The sequence below is a fragment of the Candidatus Flexicrinis affinis genome, assembly GCA_016716525.1.
In the GTDB taxonomy this organism is placed as follows: Bacteria; Chloroflexota; Anaerolineae; order Aggregatilineales; family Phototrophicaceae; genus Flexicrinis; species Flexicrinis affinis.
The window spans coordinates 991,994-1,010,079 of the sequence record JADJWE010000001.1 but is presented as its reverse complement, the minus strand read 5'-3'; the positions used below and the strand labels follow the sequence as shown (position 1 = coordinate 1,010,079).

Genomic DNA, 18,086 nt, shown 5'->3' with positions numbered 1-18,086 from the left:
TGTGACCGACTGGACGGTCGACGAACTGATTTGTGTATGCATCTCGCGGCAGGTCGAAGACGGCGAAGTGTTGGCTCAGGGGCTGAACACGCCGCTAGTGATGGCCGGGTTCATCCTTGCCCAGCAGACCCACGCTCCGAACGTGCGGTTTGCCTCGGCAATCGGCCAATCGATTTGTCAAGAGTGGGCGCCGCTGGGGGTTGCAACGCAGGAATCGGCGTGGATGGAGCACGGGCTGATTCACCCGGGATTCGTCACTGCAGCGCTCGACCTGCTGCCCAAGTTCCACCCGAAGGAGTTCTTTCGCCCGGCGCAGATCGACCGGTTCGGCAACACGAACAACATTGCCTTCGGCCGTGATGTCGAGCGACCACGGTTGCGTCTGCCGGGCACCGGGGGAATCCCCGACGTCACCGTTTATTCGTCTCGGGTGTACTTCTACGTGCCGCGACACTCGCCGGTCACGTTTGTCGAGTCGCTTGACGTCAGGAGCGGTTTAGGTTCAGATGCGGCCCGGCGACGCGGGGACGCGCCTCGCTATCTCGTCAGCGACCTCGGTGAATTCGATTGGGCCAACGGCACGATGCGCCTAACGTCGATCCATCCCGGCAGCACCGTAGAGTCAGTACAGCGCAAAACGCGTTTCACGCTCGACATCGCACCCGGTCTTGCCGAGACCGCGCCGCCGACTGCAGATGAACTGCGCATCTTGAGAGAAATCGTGGATCCGTTAGGGGTGCGAAAGCTCGAACTGCTCAGCGGCGCCGCGCGAAAAGCTCACCTACGCACCATCCTGACCGAGGAGCGACGCCAGCTCAATTCGCCAGATGCCAGTCGGCAATACTGACAAATCGGTCGGACGCTTTTCCGAGGTACCCGAGCTGCACGTTCTCGACCCGGGTGCTCGTCGCGTAGCTGTACAAAGGGTAATACAAGGGTACGGCCACCGCGCGGGCGAGGAACTCGCGCTGGAAATCGAAATACAGGTTCTTCCGGTTTAGCGCGTTTGGCTCACGCCGTGCGCGCTCGAGCAGTTCGCTGATGACCCGGTCGCTGACACCGCCGTAATTCTTGCCATCGGGGTACTCGGCATCGTGCCAGAAGTCATATACGTCCGGGTCCGCCGTCCCGAGCTGTGTCAACTCGACCAACGCGGCGTCGAACAACCCGGCGTCCAGCCGCTCTTGTAGTTCGTCAACAGGCAGCACCTGCACGTCCACGGCGAACCCGAGCGCCGTCCACTGCGCGGCGATCTGCTCCGCAACAGGTTCCAACACCGGGTCTTGTGCGACCAGCAGGACGAACCCCAGCGGGCCGTCCGGCGTGGGAGTTTCGCCTTCGGCCTCTTCCGGCACGAATTGATCGAGGCGGGCTTCGCTGAGCAAGAACTGCGCCTGCGTCATGTCATACGGCGTCGACAGGGACGGATCGAACGCCCACCCACCGGGAACCAACGGTCCTTCGGCAAACACGGCTTGCTGGAACAGCGCCGTGCGCTCTACAAGCCGCCGCCGGTCCGTGCCAAGCAGCAACGCACGCCGCACGCGTTCCTCGGTGAAGAAACGGGTGGTCTCGCGCTGCCAGTTGAAGATCACAGCGCCCAACGTCGGCTCGATCGCGTTGCGCAGCACCACCGACCCGCTGACGGCGCGATCTTGCAGCGGTACACGCTCCTGACGCGAACGTGTCGCCAAGCCGTCGATCTCGCCTGCGTCGAGGCCGGCCAGTGCTTCGTCGAACGTGACATAAAGCCGGAACGAGAACCGGTCGATGGTCGGGATGTCGGCGCCTTGCCGCAGCGCATAATTAGGCGCAACCCGCAGGTCGACCTGCTCGATCTGGCCGCTCGTGCCGCGCAGTGCTTCAAGCTGATACGGCCCAGTACCGATGGGCGTGAAATTGAACGGATGCGACACGAGCGCCTCGATCGGCATGCCAACAAATACGTGCTCCGGCAGAATGCCAATACGAAGTGCGTATGGAAAGGCACCCAGCGGCTGAGTCAGCCGAAAACGAATCTGCCGGTCGTTCAGCTGCTGCGTCTCGACCGTGCGCCAGAAGTCGCGCAGGGCGCGGTCGCCGGGAAAGTCGCGGTGGCGCAGCAGTGACATCGTAAAGGCCACGTCTGCCGCGTCAAACGGCGTGCCGTCGTGCCACACGATGTCGTTTCGCAGCGTGAAGACGTATTCGAGGCCGTTCGACGAAACGATCCAATTCTCCGCAAGGGCCGGCACCGGCTCGCCAAAAGCGTTGATGGTCGTCAAGCCTTCGAAGATGAGGGCTGTGATGTCGGCGTCGACCGGGTTCAGCGTCGCAAACAACGGATTCAACCGCTGTACCTGCCCGACCAAGCCTTCGCGGTAGGTCGGCACGCCGTCGGACGAGGCGAGCGCCAAGATGGCCGGTGTCGGGATACTGGTCGGATCGGGGATCGGAAGCGGCGTGCCCTCGTCGGTCGGCACAGCAGCGGCAGATGGCGTGTCGCTTGCGCGCGGTGTCGCCGTCGGTGGCGGTGCGGGTCGATTGACTCGGCTTACGACCGCGACAGCAAAAACGGCCGCGGCGGCGAGCAGGAGTATCAGCTGCCAGCGACGGCCGCTAAGCATAATCGTTTGGAGCGCGGCAGCCCGACTAGAGCTGCCGGGTCACGACCGCCGAGAAGATGCAGATGACAAGGAACGCGGCGGCCAGCCCGATCGTGAGCTGGAAGACGGACTTTTCGATGCCGCGACGCGTACGGCCCATGCCACCCATTTCGATGCCGCCGAGCAGGCTGCCAAGCCCCTCGCCGCGCACCTGAAGCAGGATCAATACGACCAGCAGGATGCTGAGAATAATCGTTGCGATTTGCAGTGCTACCGCCATGCAGAATACCCTCAATACGGGAAAAGTACGTGTTCAGGCGCAGAAGTATATCATGGGCCGCGCGCCCTGAGTAGGAACAATAACCGGGGGCGATCGAGCTGACCGCCCCCGGTTGTCCAACGCTTAACCAACGCGGGTACTACTCGAACAGCTTGAGCGCGGCGTCCAACTGCGGATCGTCGTCCGGGTTCTCGCGGCGAAGTTCTTCGTCCCATTCGACGACGACGTCGGGTACCAGCCCTTCGCCGTGGATCGACTCGCGGTTGGGCGACAGCCACCGTGCGACCGTCAGACGCAAGCCGCCGCCGTTGACGAGGTCGCGCTGGCTCTGCACGACGCCCTTGCCGAACGTCTGTGTGCCGACCACCGTGACGAGGTCATAGTCGGTCCACGCGCGCACGACCAGTTCAGACGCCGAGGCGCTGCGCTCGTCGACGAGGACGACAATGGGAATGTCAATCCCGAGCGACGTTCCGTCCGCTTCGAAGATCTGCTCGGTGCCGTCACCAAACTGTTCGTAGAGGACCACGCCGTCGTCGATCAGCGCGCTTGCCATGCTGACCGCACTGCTCAACAGACCGCCGGGATTACCGCGCAGGTCGATGATTAGGCCGCTACGCGTGTCCAAATCGAGTTCCGAGATCGCCTGATCGAACTGGCGCCGCGCCTCGCTTGTGAACTGGAACAACTTGACGTAGGCGATATTGTCGCCGATGACGTCCGTTTCGATGTTAGGAATGGTGATGCGAGCGCGCTGGATGGCGAACTCGATCTCTTCGCCGTCACGCTCCATAACAAGATTGACCGTCGATCCCTCAGGGCCGCGCACGCGCGCCGCCAATCGGTCGGCGTTGAAGCTGCGGACATCGATACCATCTACCTCGAGGAAAACGTCACCCTCCAGTACACCGGCGCGTTCAGCCGGGGTGCCGGGGTATACGTTGACGATGCGGACACGCCCCAATTCCTCGTCGCGCTCGATCACCGCGCCAATGCCGCTGATCGATCCGCTGAGATCGGAGTCGAACGCGTTCAATTCAGGCTCGACGTACCCGCTGAACTCGTCGCCCAATGCTTCGACCATGCCGTTGATCGCACCGTCGACGAGCATTTGCCGTTCGACCGGCTCAAGGTAGATCTTGTTGATGAGGTTATAGGTCTCCCAGAAAGCCGCGAAGTCCTCTTCAACCTCGATGGGCGGGCGCGTATTCGGCGTGACCTGAGCGCCGACCATCCCTCCGTTACCGAACGCGACGCCCGCGGCGAAAATCGCCACTGCGACCACGACCGTACCGGCGCGGCGCGCCCACGGATGACTCAATATGCCGTGTGCCGACATGCTCTTTCTCCGGTCTATTCGACAGACTTCGTGATACGATTCGAACGATTGAACAGCGCGCTCGGACGCACGTTCACCTCTAGTGTACGGTGGTGTTTATGAGTCGACAACATGCAGAAGCGATCCTCTTCGGACTGGCAATCGGCGACGCGCTCGGCTATCCCGTCGAGTTCTTGGACCTGCCTGCCATCAAAGCGAAGTATGGTCCTAGCGGAATCACCGAACTGCCAGCTCCAGCCCGGTTTACCGACGATACTCAGATGACATTAGCCCTTGCCGAAGGGCTCCTAGATGCCGGATTAGATGCCTCGATCGATCGGATCATGGAGGCGGTCGGCGAGCGGTTCGTCGTGTGGAACCACCGGCAGAGCGACCCCGAATACCGGCGCGCACCCGGCACCACATGCATGAACGGCATGAGCAACTATGAGCGCTCCCGCGACTGGCGCACAAGCGGGATTAACGGGTCGAAGGGGTGCGGTTCGGTGATGCGGGTCGCGCCGGTCGGATATCTCTATCAATTCGACCCGGCGCGGATGATCGAAGTCGCTGAAGCCAGCGGCATCATCACACACGCGCATCCCGCAGCGATCGCGGCGACCAATGCGGGCGCGTATGCGATCAAACTCGCGCTTGAGGGGGTATCGCCTGACGACATCGTGGCGCAAGTGCAGCACCTCCCCTCAGCGCAGAATGACGAATTCCTCGACGTGCTGCGCCGCATCGGTCATGTGTTGGGTTGGACGAACGCGGTCGACGCACTGTACCACATCGGCACGGGCTGGACAGGTGACGAGGCCATCGCGATGGCACTGTACTGCGTCGTACAGCGTCCCGAGTCGTACGTCGAGACGATCAGGCTCGGCGCCAACCTCAAGACAGGCGACAGCGACAGCATCGCTTGCATCGCCGGCGGGATTCAGGCAGCGCGGCTCGGCCTCGACTCGATCCCAGCCGACTGGCGCGAACAGATCGAGGACGCCGCGTACATGCAAGACCTCGCCGAACGCATGGCCGCCGAACGCCAGCGCGTTTACGGGAGCTAAGGGCAGACCATGAGCGTGCTTTCGATTGACGACCTGCGCGAAATGTGCGACGCGTTGCCGTATGTCACGTCCGACTTCCCGTTCGATGCCGATACACTGGTGTTTCGCTTGCACGGCAAGATCTTCGCGCTGATGTCGGTCGACCCACGCAGCACGCCACCGCGCATCACACTGAAGTGCGAACCTGTACTCGCCGACATGCTGCGTTCGACGTACGACGCAGTAACACCCGGCTACCACATGAACAAACGTCATTGGAATACGGTGGTCGTGGACGGGACGATACCACCGCCGGAAATCGAGGACATGATCGAACACGCTTATCAGCAGGTGTTCAAGTCGCTGCCGAAGTCCGTACGTGAGTCGTTGATCAGAAAGTTCTGACGACACGCCTACAAATGTCATCAGAGTGTAAACTCCGCTTGACGCGCGTCCGTTTTGTATTACGATTTCGACTTACCACCTGACACGCCGAGTGATTACTGAGGAGTCTCCCATGGCTGACGCAGCCAAAAGCAAGACCGCCGCGACCCCGAAGGCCGCCCCCGCACGCAGTAACCAGCAGACGTTTTTGATCGCCATTATCGGCGCGGTTGCGCTGATCGCCATTGTGTTGGTGCTCGTGTCGTCTCGCGGCGGTCGCGCATCGTTCGACGAGGCGTACTTCTCTGACATCCCGTACGAGCGCCTTGCGGATGGTGGCTACGTCATCGGCAATCCGGAGGCCCGTGTCACCATCGTCGAGTTCTTTGACTGGTACTGCCCGGCTTGCCAGCAGTACAAGCCCACGATGGATCAGTTTATCTCCGACTACGTGAAGACTGGCCAAGCGCGTTACGAAATGCGCACGCTGCCAACGGCCGGCACCAACGCGAACCCCAATACGAACCAAGTCGCCAATCTGCTCGAGTGCATTGAAGAACAGCGGCCCGGCACATACGCTTATGCCAGTGAAGTGGCATACGAACTGGTCTTGTCCGGCACCTCGGGCGCGAATTTCTCTCAGGGAATCGCTGAACGCACCGGTACCGACTTCGCACAACTTCTACGCTGCTCGCAGGACGCTTCGCAAGCGGAGGCAGATCTGCGGCTCGCGCGGTCGCTCGGCGTAAGCAGCACGCCCACCGTGCTCTATCGAGTCGACGGCGGTTCGCCGCAGCCCGTCAGCGACCGCGGCATCACAGGGATCGCAGCCATCGTCGAAACGTTCCAATAGGCGTTTCGCGGTACCATATAACCCTATAGGCCTGCTCGCCAAGATCAAGGAGGAACCGATGAATGTCGACACCCTAATCGAACGCAGCAGGCCTTTCTTGTCGTGGGTCGTGGATTGGCAGGAGTCACTCAAGCCGGCGTCGCTGCGCGATCTTGTTTCACAAGCAGGTCCAGACGCGGTTGGCATCGTCAGCGTCGATGTCATTAAAGGCTTCTGCTCGGTCGGCCCGTTGGCCTCACCGCGCGTAGATGGCATCATCGCACCGATTGCCGCTTTGCTCCGCGATGCGTGGGCGCTCGGCGTGCGCAACATCGCCCTCACACAGGACGCGCACCCGGTAGACGCCGTCGAGTTTGCCAGCTATGCGCCGCACTGCATCCGCGGTACGGTGGAGGCCGAGACGGTGGATGCGTTTCGCGCGCTTCCCTTCTTCGACTCGATTCCGGTGTTCGAAAAGAACAGCATCAACAGCGCATTCGCGACCGGCTTTCAGGCGTGGCTCGACACCCGCGCACACGTCAAGACGTGGATTGCCGTCGGCGACTGCACGGATTTGTGCACTTACCAGCTCGCCATGCACTTGCGCCTATCAGCCAATCAACACCAGCGGGCCGGCGTCCGGGTGATCGTACCCGTGAACGCCGTGGATACGTACAATCTGCCTGTCGACACTGCCCAGCAGATCGGCGCAGTGCCGCATGACGGTGACCTGCTCCACATCGTGTTTCTGTATTCGATGATGCTGAACGGCGTCGAGGTCGTAAGCGAGGTAGTGGCCTGATGCGCACGGTCGATTGGGTGGACGGCGTCGTACGCATGATTGACCAGCGGGCGCTGCCGTGGTCGTTCGAAACCGTCGATTTGCGCACGGTCGAACAGGTCGCCGAAGCGATCACCAATATGACCGTGCGCGGCGCGCCGGCGATTGGCGTGTCGGCGGCGTTCGGCATGGCGCTGGCCGGAGTCACGAGCCTCGCACGCTCACCGGAGGGCATTCGCGCCGACCTCTCGATGGCGGCCAGTCTGCTCAAGAACGCGCGGCCGACCGCAGTCAACTTGGCGTGGGCCGTCGATACGATGCTCAAGCTGGCCGAGCAGCAGGACTACCGCACCGCCGACGAATTCCGCCGCGCGCTTGTCGATGCGGCGATGTCGATGGCGGACGCCGACGTGGAAATCTGCAAGGCGATCGGCCGCCACGGGCGCGACCTGATCACCGACGATTCGACCGTCCTGCACCACTGCAATACCGGGGCGCTGGCGGCAGTCGACTACGGCACCGCGCTGGGCGTGATCCGCGCCGCACATGAGGCAGGTACGCATTTTCACGTCTTTCTCGACGAGACTCGCCCACGGCTTCAGGGCGCGCGATTGTCAGCGTGGGAACTGGAGCAGCAGGGAATCTCGTACGATATACTGCCTGACACAGCGGCCGGTTACTTCATGCAGCGCGGCGAGGTGCAGTTGGTGCTCGTCGGCGCCGATCGCATCGCCGCCAACGGTGATTTCGCCAACAAGATCGGGACGTACCAGCTTGCCGTGCTAGCTAAGGAGAACAGAATCCCGTTCTATACCGTCGCGCCGACATCGACCGTCGACCTGTCGCTGGCGAGCGGCGGCGAAATCCCGATCGAGGAGCGCGGCCCCGAAGAGGTCACCAACCCTTATGGCAACAAACTCGTGCCCGATCACTTCCGGGCGCGCAACCCGGCCTTCGACGTGACGCCCGCGCGCTACGTCTCCGGTATCATCACCGAGTACGGGATCGCGCGGCCCCCGTTTACCGAGTCGCTGCGGAAGGCCGCCGCCGGGCAGCTACTCTGACGGCTTCGCCCATCGCGTCGGATCGACATCGAGCGCACGCTGCGGCACTTTGCCTGTCGGTTCAAGTCCGTTCCATCCCTGCCCCAACAACTCGACCATGCTGGGCGCTCTGGCTTCGTCCGCCTGCCATTCGCTGATCCCAACAATCGCAAGTCTGCCCTTGCGCCGCCGAAGCGTGATGACAAACGGCAGCGTCTCGAACACGGACTTGGCCGGCCCGTCGGCACTCCCTGCCGCCTGCATGGCGCGTAGGGTCAGCATGGACAGCGCGGGCGCAAGGCGCTTCGCTTCGGCTGTGCCGCGAAAGGTCCAGATCTGCCGGTTAACGCCGGCGGCATTCAGCAGCGGCAGCACGGCGGCAGGTTCGTCGGCACGAATCTCGTCGACCACCAGCAGCTCGCACGGCAGCTCCGCTGCGGCAGCGGCCGTCTCGGCAAAAGACACCGGAGGTCGGTCGTCCTTCGGCCACTGCACGACGAACCGTTCTGCGCCACCTGCCAGCGCAAGTTCGCCCGCACGCTCAATCGAACGCACTGACCGTGCGTCAGCTTCGCGAGCCAACGCGCCGGCGAGCGTCGTCTTGCCACTGTCCGCCTCGCCCACAACCAGCACCCCGTGCGACGATCGGGCGATGGCCCGCAGCACGGCCAGCGTCGTTTCGCCATCTGCGAACGCATTAAGCGGGATCGGTTCAGCCGGATGCAGCCGGATGTAGCCTTCGGGCAGGGAGGCGGCGGGAGGCATCACCAGATTGAGACACATGCGCCGCCCGAAGGCAGTCAGACCGACTTCATAGTAAGGACTGTGACCCAGCTCCGTATCGGCGTCGGCCAGCATCCGCACGAGCACCCGCTGCAGGGATGCGAAATCCTCAAACGCCCGGCCAGCAGGCTCCAGCTCGCCCAATCCCGACCGCGCCGCAGTCTTCTCGATACCTTCGAACGTGACAGTCGATACCGCCGGGTCGGCAAGGTACCGGTCGAGGCCGCCGTAACCAAAGAGTTCCGAGTACGCCTCGTCCGTCAGCGCTGCCAGCTCGGCCTGATCCAAGTCTGCCGACTCGATGGCGGTCACGTACAGCACGGTATCGCGCAGCAGCTTCAGCCGTTCGGTCCGGGTCTTTGCGGCCACGACATCGGGATGATCGTCTCCAAACTCACGCATGAACTGATCGACCACCCGCTCGACCAGCGCACGAATCGACACCATACGCGTACCCTGCCTAGATGGCACCAGCCGTACGCCCTTGCTCCAATCGCGCTTCTCGTCGCTCATGTGCTACAGCTCGCTCAAATCAACAGCTTGCAGTCCCCGATGTGAACCTGCACGACGGCCCACCTTAGCCACGTCTACCCATCGGCCGTTCAGGTTGGCGCGCACGACGTCCATCGTGAAGTCGGTGTTGGTCGTCTTGTCGTTAGTCATCAACGACGAACCAACCCCATACATATCGACCGGCACGCCGTCACTCTCGAATGCAGTAATGCGCTCGATGTTGAAGCCGCCCGTGACGATGATCTGAACGGCTGCGGCGTAGTGCCGCGCCACATCAAGTTCGGCATCGCCCACGGCTAACGTGTCCGGCCATTCGTCGATGGCGCGCCGCGTGGCTCGTACGAGCGCGGCGCTCACCCCTTTGTCCGTATCGTCGGTCAACGACGCATCCAGCAGGTTGCCTGCGGTATCGATACGAACGCCGGTCAAAGTCCAGCGCGCTTGACGATCGCCATCTCCGGCGCGCAGCGCGGCGTAGTAGCGCGGCCAATAGGCGTTCAGCGTATCGCGTGTCGCCTGCAGCACGTCGTTGTTGAAATCCGCCAGCACGATGCGCGGAACGTCCAACGCCACGTGCTCGGCAAATGCGACCATAGCCGCCGCTGTATCGCCGAGAAATGCTGCGATCAACGCGTGAGGCACGGTTCCGCCGCCGCTGCCGCCCCACCACTGGCCCTGTGCATCCGTGCTGACGCGCGCACGATACTCGACTGGATGTCCAGCCTGCTGGGACATTTCGAACGCGTGCCGCTGCACAGCAAGCCAATAGCCGTAGCCATCTGCCGCCTGAACCTCCGGTAGATCGAAGCGGGCTGGGAAGTAAAGGACCGGTTTGGTGCCGGCCGCGCGCAGTACGTTGAGGGTGTTGGTCGCGGTGCGGCTTACTCGCGTGAGATAACCGAGGATCGGCGTTTCGAGGACGGCGAAGTCGCGATAGCGGCCGCGAATGCGCATCACAGGATGCACGTTCTCAGGCTGGCCGTCGTATTCCGTGATGGTCCCGTCGTGAACGGCTTCGACCTCCAAGCTACGCCATGCGTCGTCGCAGTCGGGCCGGCCGGGCACGCCGCTGGCGTGGCGGAGGAGCGCCAGTGCGGCGTCCACGCCACCCACCAACGCGTAGGGCAAACGGCGGTTGAATACCTGCGCTTCTACAACCACGTCGCCGACCTGTTCGTCAACCGCCGCGAACCGCGTCGCACGGTCGCCAACCGAAGAGCCGAACGTGGTGCCACGGTCGGACAGACCCGCCAAGATCGTGACGATGTTCTCGAAATACTTGTCGCTGAACTGGCCGCGGCGGATCGCTTCTACCGGCAGTGTCATGACATCCTGTGTGAGCCGATTTCCGTCGAAAAGTGTCATCTGCCGCCTTTCCGTAACCAGTATTGCTCATAGACGTATGCCATCGTTAGATTATAATCCCCGTGTTTCGCGCGGCATTACCGGAAACCACGGATACCCCCAAATGAGTGTAATTTTGACCGGCTCGATCGCCTACGACTACCTGATGCGCTTTCCGGGGCGATTCGTCGAACACATCATCGCCGAAGATTTGCATCAAGTCAGTCTCAGTTTTCTTGTGGACGAGATGACGCGCCACTGGGGGGGTGTCGCGGCCAACATCTCGTACTCGCTCGCGATGTTGGGCGTGCGGCCGAAGCTGTTCGGCACCGTCGGGCGCGACTTCGGCGAGTACCGGCTGTGGCTCGAATCGCACGGGGTAGACTGTTCGACCGTGCGCCAGCTTGACGAAGTATTTACTGCATCGTTTTTTGCCAACACCGATCTCGACAACAACCAGATCGCGTCGTTCTATGCCGGCGCGATGGCCAAGGCCAGCCACTTTACGATTGCCGACGTGTACCCGGACAAGCCCGAGTGGGTCGTGATCTCGCCGAATGACCCGCAGGCAATGACCAATTATGCGGAAGAGTGCCGGCGGCGCGGGATTCGGTTTATCTACGATCCCAGCCAGCAGGTGCCTCGCCTTTCGGGCGAGGAGCTTGCGCGCGATCTCGAAGGCGCGTATGCGATGGTGGTCAATGCCTACGAGGCGAGCATCATCCAGCGCAAGACCGGGTACGATATCGAGATGCTTCGCAAGAAGATCCCCGTTGTCGTGATCACCCGTGGCAAGCACGGCTCGACGATCTATCACGACGGTGGCGAAGAGGACGTACCCGCGTTCCCCGAGGTTCATGTTGCCGATCCGACCGGCGTCGGCGATGCCTTCCGCGCGGGGTTGATTCGTGGGATGATGGCAGGCTGGCCGCTGCGGCTGTGCGGTCTGGTCGGGTCACTTTGCGCGACTTACGTTCTCGAACACATCGGGCCGCAGAGCCACCACTTCACGCCGCAGGACTTCGTCTCGCGTTTCCGTGGAACGTTCCGCGATAACGGACTGCTCGACGAACTGCTCGACGTGCCCTAAGCCGCACGCATCCACATCATACGGCCTACACAGGAGATTACATGGCTACTGAACACGACGTCAAAGATATCGGCCTCGCTGAGGGCGGGCGATTCCGCATCGACTGGGCGGAACATGAAATGCCCGTGCTGCGCGCGATCCGCGAGCGCTTCGAGAAAGAAAAGCCTCTGAAGGGTGTGCGCGTATCGGCGTGCCTTCATGTAACGACCGAAACGGCGAACCTGATGAAGACCCTTCAGGCCGGAGGCGCGGACATCGTGCTGGTCGCCAGCAATCCGCTTTCCACGCAGGACGATGTCGCGGCGTCGTTGGTCGCCCATGACGAAATACCGGTCTACGCGATCAAGGGCGAGAACAAGGCCACCTACTTTGACCATCTTAAGGCTGCGTTGGATCACCGCCCGCAAATCACCATGGATGACGGCTGCGATCTGGTCAGCGAACTGCACAAGAACCGCCGCGAGCTGCTCGAGGGCGTGGTGGCCGGCACCGAAGAAACGACGACCGGCGTCATCCGTCTGCGCGCCATGGCAAAAGACGGCGCACTCAAGTTCCCCGTGCTGGCGGTAAACGACAGCAATACCAAGCACCTGTTCGATAACCGCTACGGCACCGGCCAGAGCACGATCGACGGTATCGTCCGCGCGACCAACATCCTGCTGGCGGGCCGCAACGTCGTCGTCGCCGGGTACGGGTGGTGCAGCCGCGGTATTGCCAGCCGCGCGAGCGGCATGGGCGCCAATGTGATCGTCACCGAAGTCGATCCGCTGCGTGCGCTGGAAGCGGTCATGGACGGTTTCCGCGTCATGCCGATGTCCGAGGCCGCCGCAGTCGGCGACATCTTCGTCACGGCGACCGGCGATATCAACGTCATCGACACCCATCACTTCGAACGCATGAAGCACGGCGCGATCGTCGCCAACAGCGGTCACTTCAATGTCGAGATCAACCTCGAGGGACTCCGTGGGATGAGCGCAGGTGAACCGCGTCTGGTTCGCCCGTTCGTTGAGGAGTATATCGTTGGGGGTAAGGCTGTCTACGTGCTGGGAGAAGGCCGCCTGATCAACCTCGCCGCCGCAGAAGGACATCCTGCGAGCGTCATGGACATGAGCTTCGCCAATCAGGCGCTTGCTGCCGAGTACATGCTGCAGCATGCCAAGGGCTTGGCGCCCGACGTGTACACCATTCCGCAAGAGGTCGATCAGGAGATTGCACGCTTGAAGCTGGAATCGATGGGGGTTCGCATCGATACCCTGACACCCCAGCAGCAGGCGTACCTCAACCAGTGGGAAGAGGGCACGTAATCTGCATCGTGAAGGAGGGACCATGCGAGCATTTCGTATTCTAGTGTTGGCCGCCGCAGTGCTGCTCTTGGCGCTGCCTATCGGCGTTTCCGCTCAGGACGCAGGCGCGCAAGTTCGGCTCGTCCACGTCATTCCGGCTGTCGCCGGGCTTGACATCTACATCAATGACAACCTAACCGCCTCGAACTTGGGTTACGGTCAGTCGACCGGTTATGTCGATACGCCAGCCGCCGATCTCACCGTACGTGTCACGCTGGCAGGTGTCAGCAGCACGTTATGGGAACAGGTCGTGCCGGCGTCGGCCAACAGCGCGCTCACACTGATCGCGTCGTCGACCGATCCGCTGACGTTCGACGTCTTCGAGGATTCACTGGCAGAAGTCAGCCTCGCCACGACGCGCTTCATGGTAATTCATGCCGTGAACGGCGCGCCGAATGTTGACGTCATCGCCGAAGGCCAGACCATCGCAACCGGCCTGCCCTATCGCGGCTTCTTGAATACCATCGACGTGCCGGTGAACACCTACACGTTCACGGTCGTTCCGGAAGGCGGCAGCAGTGATGCGCCGGTCGTTGCGGCGACTCCGTTTGCATTAGCGGGCCGCACGTCGCACATGCTCGTGTTGTACGGGCCGGCGACGGCACCTTCGGCGCTCCTGCTTAAGGCGCCTGTAAACGTGGCCGGGGATGTCGGATTTGTCCGCGTGAGCCACGGTGCAGACGGCGCTCCGAACGTCGACGTGCTGTTCAACGGTGATCTTGTCGTACCGGGGCTGGCGTTCGGCGAGTCCAGCGTCCACATTCCGGTCGAGGCAGGCAGCTATACCGCGACGCTGCGCGTTGCCGGGGGCGGCGCCGAGATCACGACTGCGGATGTCGAAGTCGAGGTCGGTGGCGCGCAGACCGTCGCCGCCGTGGGGTCGCTTGATGACCTGCGCGTAGCAGCGTTTGCCGACTCGGTTGCAGGCGTCTCACCGCGCAGCGCGGTGGTCAGCCTGATCAATGGTATCGCCGGGTCGGTCGTGTCGTTGACGCTTGAGGATGGAACGTCTATCGCTTCCGGGCTGGCATTCGGCGAGGCGAGCGAGGCCGTGACGCTGTCACCGTCGCGCCAAGCTTTGACGATGTCGGTGGCCGTCGGCGAAGTCGCTGCCGATATCAACATCCCGGCGGTCGCCTTCTATGGCGGCACGTATGTCAACTTGATCGCAGTGCGCGAAGGCAGCTCATTCGGGCTGGACGTCAATCCGACCAGCCTCGCGGTGGCGATGAACAGCGCACCGGGCGCCGCCGAAACGCTCGCGTCCGCCGAACCGACCGCGCTTCCGACAACCGTTGCGGTCGCTCAGCCGACTGCCGCCCCACAGTCACCCGCGCCAACCGTCCAGTCGATCGTGACGGCGCCCACCGTTCCGTCGCTTCCGACGGCGCGCGTTGTGCTCGATCCGGGCGCGAACTTGCAGCTTCGCGAATATCCGCGCGCCGATGCCCGTTCGCTGGGCTTGGCCCCCTCCGGTACGGTATTCACGGTCAATGGCCGTGTCGGGGCCCCGATCGACATCCTGACCGGCGACGTGATCCCGCTTCCGGACGGCACCGATTGGGTTGACCCGGTCACGCTGCTTACCGAAGCGAATCAGGATCTCGAAGCGGTCGACACTTGGATCAACGTCTCGCTGACGACGGCGGACGGCGAGGTCAATGCGTGGATTAACTCGCTGTACGTCGACCTGCGCAACCCGCGCGGCGATCGCCAACTTCTGCGCGACCTGCCAACCGTCCCGCAAAATCAACCCGGCAGCAGCACCGGCACCATCGTCGCTACGCCGGCCCCGCCAGAAAACTTCGCCCGAGCGGTCGTGTTCAACCTCGATCCGGGCGTTGGGCTTAACATCCGCCGCACGCCGGAATCGGGCGGCGAGGTGCTCGGCCGCATGGAGTTGGGCCAGAATGCGCGACTCGTCGGTATCGGGCAGTCAGGCGATTGGGCGTTTGTGGAGTTCGAGCCGGCAGAGGGCGGTACGATCGCCGGCTGGGCAGGAACGCTTTACCTGCGCTATGAGTATCGCGGCCGTTCGGTCACGCTGGACGAGGTTCGCGCGTTGAATCTCCTCACGGATGTCGACGAAGAGACGCGCCGTGGGGCGGTCACAGCTGGGGCGCCGCCGCTCGTACAGCCTACGCAGGATCCGCTGCGCGGCGTTAACGTCGCCACCGTGATCGGCCTCGACCCCGGCGTGAGCCTCAACTTGCGCCGCACACCGACCGTCGATGCGGAAGTCCTGACGCAGGTCCCACTTGGCGCACAGGTTCGGGTATTGAGCCGCAGCGGGTCGGACGCGTGGCTGGAAGTCGAGTTCGATGGATTCGTCGGCTGGGTGGCTTCGTTGTATACGACGCTGTCGTTCAACGGCCGCCCGATCACCATCGCCGATATCCCGGTCAATACGACGTTCAACGCGACAGCGACACCGACGCCTACCGCGACGCCGGCGCCGTAGAATTGCTGCTTCATCACGAGGAACACGCCCCGACGGGAATCTGCCGGGGCGTGTTTTGTTGTTTTGACATTCCGTGACAGGTACCGACGCTCTCTGGTATATTGAGCGTGAGACGCGCATGCGCATCAAGGGGGCTGTTGCATGAGGAACTTGCTCGGCATCGTGGCCGTGCTCTGTATCACGATCTTGGCCGCGTGCCAGCCCGCCGCACCGGAGGCGCTGCCGACGTCCGAACCCTCTCCGCTGCCGTCTGCGGTACCGGATACTGCGACACCCGCCCCGACACCGCGCCTGCGCCCGACACCGCGCCCGACCTCGGTGTTTGGTTCGAACATCTCCGCCATGACGCGCACCGCCTCGCTGCGCATGATACACGCAGCGCCCGATGTCGGGGCTCTTGACGCCCGTCTCGCCGGCGATTCACTGCTGAACGGTCTCGGTTTTGGCCGGGCAAGCAGCATCACGCCGGTGATTCCCGGTACGTACACGTTGGAAGTCCGGTCACGCGCACAAGAGGCCGACGAGCCGCTGGCTTCGGTCGACATCGAGTTCTTGCCGGGTGAGATTATCGATGCCGTGGTCGTCCCCGATAACGCGGGCGGACTGCACATCGAGCACTTTGACGTGACGCAACCGCGCCTTGCCGAAGATCAGGCTTCGGTGCGTTTCGTCCACGCCATGTCCGGCATCGGCGACATTCAAGTGCGGGCAGGGGCTAGCAGCAGCGTTCTCGAACTCGGCGGGGTCAGCGACGGTTTCGCGATCCCCGGCCAAGAACTGATCTTCACCGTCATTAACGACGCCGAAGAAATCTTCAACGACACGCTCCGGGTTCGGCCGCTGACAAGCACGATCGCGGTCGTCACCGGACCGCGCGACCGCCCGTTGCTATATACATTTGAAGCACCGGTACCCGGTCAGTTCGGGCTTCGCGTGGTCAACTTGAGCACCGAAGCACGCGAAGTCGACGTGTATCTGACCGGCGAGCTGTTGACCGGTGGTCTTGCGCCAAACGTCACCACAGACCGTGTCACCTATCCGTCCGGCCAATACCGGCTCAGCGTGTACACGGCTGGCGCCGATCTGGGCGCATCCACGCCGTATATCGCATCGCAGCCCGTAACCGCACGCCCGGGCTCGATCGTGACCCTCGCAGTCTTCGGCCCCGTCGCGGACATGCGCTGGGTATGGATCGAAGAAGACCTGTCGGCAGTGCCGCCGGGCAAGTCGCGGGTGGTGTTCGTCAACGCGGCACCCGGCTCGCGGGCCGTTCGGCCCGGCATCGGGACATCGGCACTGGAGGACGTCGGCGCTGTCCCTCTCGGCGGCGTGAGCAATCCGACCCTTCTTGACACGGGTTCGACCCGCTTATTCTTCCGTGATGACAGCATCGAGAGCGATATCGTGCAGTTGTCTGAAGATGTCGCAATCCCAAGCGGGCAAAGCATCGTCTTCTTCGTGACAGGCGCCGAAGACGGGCCGGTTACGCTGGGTGAACAGGTGTCCGTCGACGAAACGCTGTCGACCGAGACCGGGCGGCCCATCGAAGCAGACTACCTCGTCCGGTTCGTCAATATCATGGTGTCGCAGCAAGGTGTCGATATCTTTGTCGAAGGCGAGATTGCGCTTGTCGACCTCGACTACAGGATCGGCAGTGAACCCGTCGAAATCTTCGGCGACACGCTCGGTTTGTCGGCGAGGCTCCCGGCCGGCGGCGCGACCCTTGTCGATACGCGCTTCTCGCTTGGCGATCCCGGTGAGTACACGGTGGTGATCTTCGGCACGGTTGAGAACGGCATCAACGCGCGCATCTTCGAGGACGGCGACCTTTCGTTCTCATCCGACGATCCACGCGTTCGCTTGATCAACCTGACACAAAGCTCCACCGTACTTTATGGATTAGGCTTCGCCGTCAAACCGCCTCAGATCGTCGGCGGCCCGACCGCAACTCCGACCCTTGAACCGACGCCGACCTCCGAGGTCCCGAATGAATACGAAGGCGGGCGCGCCCGTCTGCCGATCGGGGTGTTCGTATCGGTCGTCGGCGTCGCTGAAGGGAAAGCATCGATCCAGACGCCCACTACGACCGAGTCGATCATCTACGTCATCGACCAAGAGAACGGTGTGCTGGGCATCATCGACGGCGCTGCGCTTGAACCGGGCACGCATACCGACATCTTCGTCTTCGAGTATCGCACGGCGGCTACGACGGAAGTACAGATCGCGCCGGTCGTGCGCTCCACCCCTTAGGACTAGACCGCACGCGGTCAGCGGCTATAATCG

General features: G+C 62.7%; 15 protein-coding genes. 10 read left to right on the top strand and 5 right to left on the bottom strand.

All coding sequences use genetic code 11. From position 1 onward, the window contains the following. Nucleotide 1 precedes the first annotated feature (1 nt). Nucleotides 2–847, top strand: a complete 846-nt coding sequence (locus IPM16_04255; protein MBK9122323.1) for a hypothetical protein — start codon at nucleotides 2–4, stop codon at nucleotides 845–847. Here the strand turns inward: IPM16_04255 and IPM16_04250 are convergent. From IPM16_04250 to IPM16_04240, 3 genes are all read right to left on the bottom strand, one after another. Further along, entirely contained in the window at nucleotides 816–2,606 is a 1,791-nt protein-coding gene (locus tag IPM16_04250) for a peptide ABC transporter substrate-binding protein (GenBank protein ID MBK9122322.1), read from the bottom strand. The two genes, IPM16_04255 and IPM16_04250, sit on opposite strands and share 32 nt — an antisense overlap. Nucleotides 2,607–2,631: 25 nt before the next feature. Beyond that, nucleotides 2,632–2,865, bottom strand: coding sequence for a preprotein translocase subunit SecG (gene secG / locus IPM16_04245; protein MBK9122321.1), 234 nt, complete (start codon nucleotides 2,863–2,865; stop codon nucleotides 2,632–2,634). 139 nt (nucleotides 2,866–3,004) lie between these two features. Continuing rightward, nucleotides 3,005–4,204, bottom strand: coding sequence for a S41 family peptidase (locus IPM16_04240; GenBank protein MBK9122320.1), 1,200 nt, complete (start codon nucleotides 4,202–4,204; stop codon nucleotides 3,005–3,007). A 98-nt stretch (nucleotides 4,205–4,302) separates the two neighbouring features. Here IPM16_04240 and IPM16_04235 point away from each other — a divergent pair, with 98 nt between their 5' ends. The 5 genes from IPM16_04235 (at nucleotide 4,303) to mtnA (ending at nucleotide 8,290) form a co-directional block, all read left to right on the top strand. Then, nucleotides 4,303–5,250, top strand: a complete 948-nt coding sequence (locus IPM16_04235; protein MBK9122319.1) for an ADP-ribosylglycohydrolase family protein — start codon at nucleotides 4,303–4,305, stop codon at nucleotides 5,248–5,250. Between the two features lie 9 nt (nucleotides 5,251–5,259). Further along, nucleotides 5,260–5,634, top strand: a complete 375-nt coding sequence (locus tag IPM16_04230; GenBank protein MBK9122318.1) for an MmcQ/YjbR family DNA-binding protein — start codon at nucleotides 5,260–5,262, stop codon at nucleotides 5,632–5,634. Between the two features lie 112 nt (nucleotides 5,635–5,746). Then, entirely contained in the window at nucleotides 5,747–6,466 is a 720-nt protein-coding gene (locus tag IPM16_04225; GenBank protein ID MBK9122317.1) for a thioredoxin domain-containing protein, read from the top strand. 58 nt (nucleotides 6,467–6,524) lie between these two features. Then, nucleotides 6,525–7,247: a cysteine hydrolase gene (locus IPM16_04220; protein ID MBK9122316.1), complete on the top strand. Its 723-nt coding sequence runs from the start codon at nucleotides 6,525–6,527 to the stop codon at nucleotides 7,245–7,247. Further along, the gene (gene mtnA / locus IPM16_04215) at nucleotides 7,247–8,290 is read left to right on the top strand and encodes an S-methyl-5-thioribose-1-phosphate isomerase (GenBank protein MBK9122315.1); all 1,044 of its coding nucleotides are present in this window, start codon (nucleotides 7,247–7,249) and stop codon (nucleotides 8,288–8,290) included. Before IPM16_04220 ends, mtnA begins: the two co-directional genes overlap by 1 nt. Here mtnA and tadA read toward each other — a convergent pair. Next, nucleotides 8,282–9,565: a Flp pilus assembly complex ATPase component TadA gene (gene tadA, locus IPM16_04210; protein ID MBK9122314.1), complete on the bottom strand. Its 1,284-nt coding sequence runs from the start codon at nucleotides 9,563–9,565 to the stop codon at nucleotides 8,282–8,284. The genes mtnA and tadA overlap by 9 nt on opposite strands. Before the next feature lie 3 nt (nucleotides 9,566–9,568). Further along, on the bottom strand, nucleotides 9,569–10,930 hold the full coding sequence (locus IPM16_04205) for a nicotinate phosphoribosyltransferase (protein ID MBK9122313.1): 1,362 nt from the start codon (nucleotides 10,928–10,930) through the stop codon (nucleotides 9,569–9,571). A gap of 103 nt (nucleotides 10,931–11,033) precedes the next feature. Here IPM16_04205 and IPM16_04200 point away from each other — a divergent pair, with 103 nt between their 5' ends. The 4 genes from IPM16_04200 to IPM16_04185 all read left to right on the top strand — a co-directional run bounded on the left by IPM16_04200 (nucleotide 11,034) and on the right by IPM16_04185 (nucleotide 18,053). Continuing rightward, a complete protein-coding gene (locus IPM16_04200) occupies nucleotides 11,034–11,999 on the top strand; it encodes a carbohydrate kinase family protein (GenBank protein ID MBK9122312.1) in 966 nt (321 codons plus the stop codon). 41 nt (nucleotides 12,000–12,040) lie between these two features. Then, nucleotides 12,041–13,303: an adenosylhomocysteinase gene (locus IPM16_04195; GenBank protein ID MBK9122311.1), complete on the top strand. Its 1,263-nt coding sequence runs from the start codon at nucleotides 12,041–12,043 to the stop codon at nucleotides 13,301–13,303. A 22-nt stretch (nucleotides 13,304–13,325) separates the two neighbouring features. Continuing rightward, nucleotides 13,326–15,803: a DUF4397 domain-containing protein gene (locus IPM16_04190; GenBank protein MBK9122310.1), complete on the top strand. Its 2,478-nt coding sequence runs from the start codon at nucleotides 13,326–13,328 to the stop codon at nucleotides 15,801–15,803. 141 nt (nucleotides 15,804–15,944) lie between these two features. Beyond that, entirely contained in the window at nucleotides 15,945–18,053 is a 2,109-nt protein-coding gene (locus tag IPM16_04185; protein ID MBK9122309.1) for a DUF4397 domain-containing protein, read from the top strand. The last annotated feature ends 33 nt before the right edge of the window (nucleotides 18,054–18,086 follow it).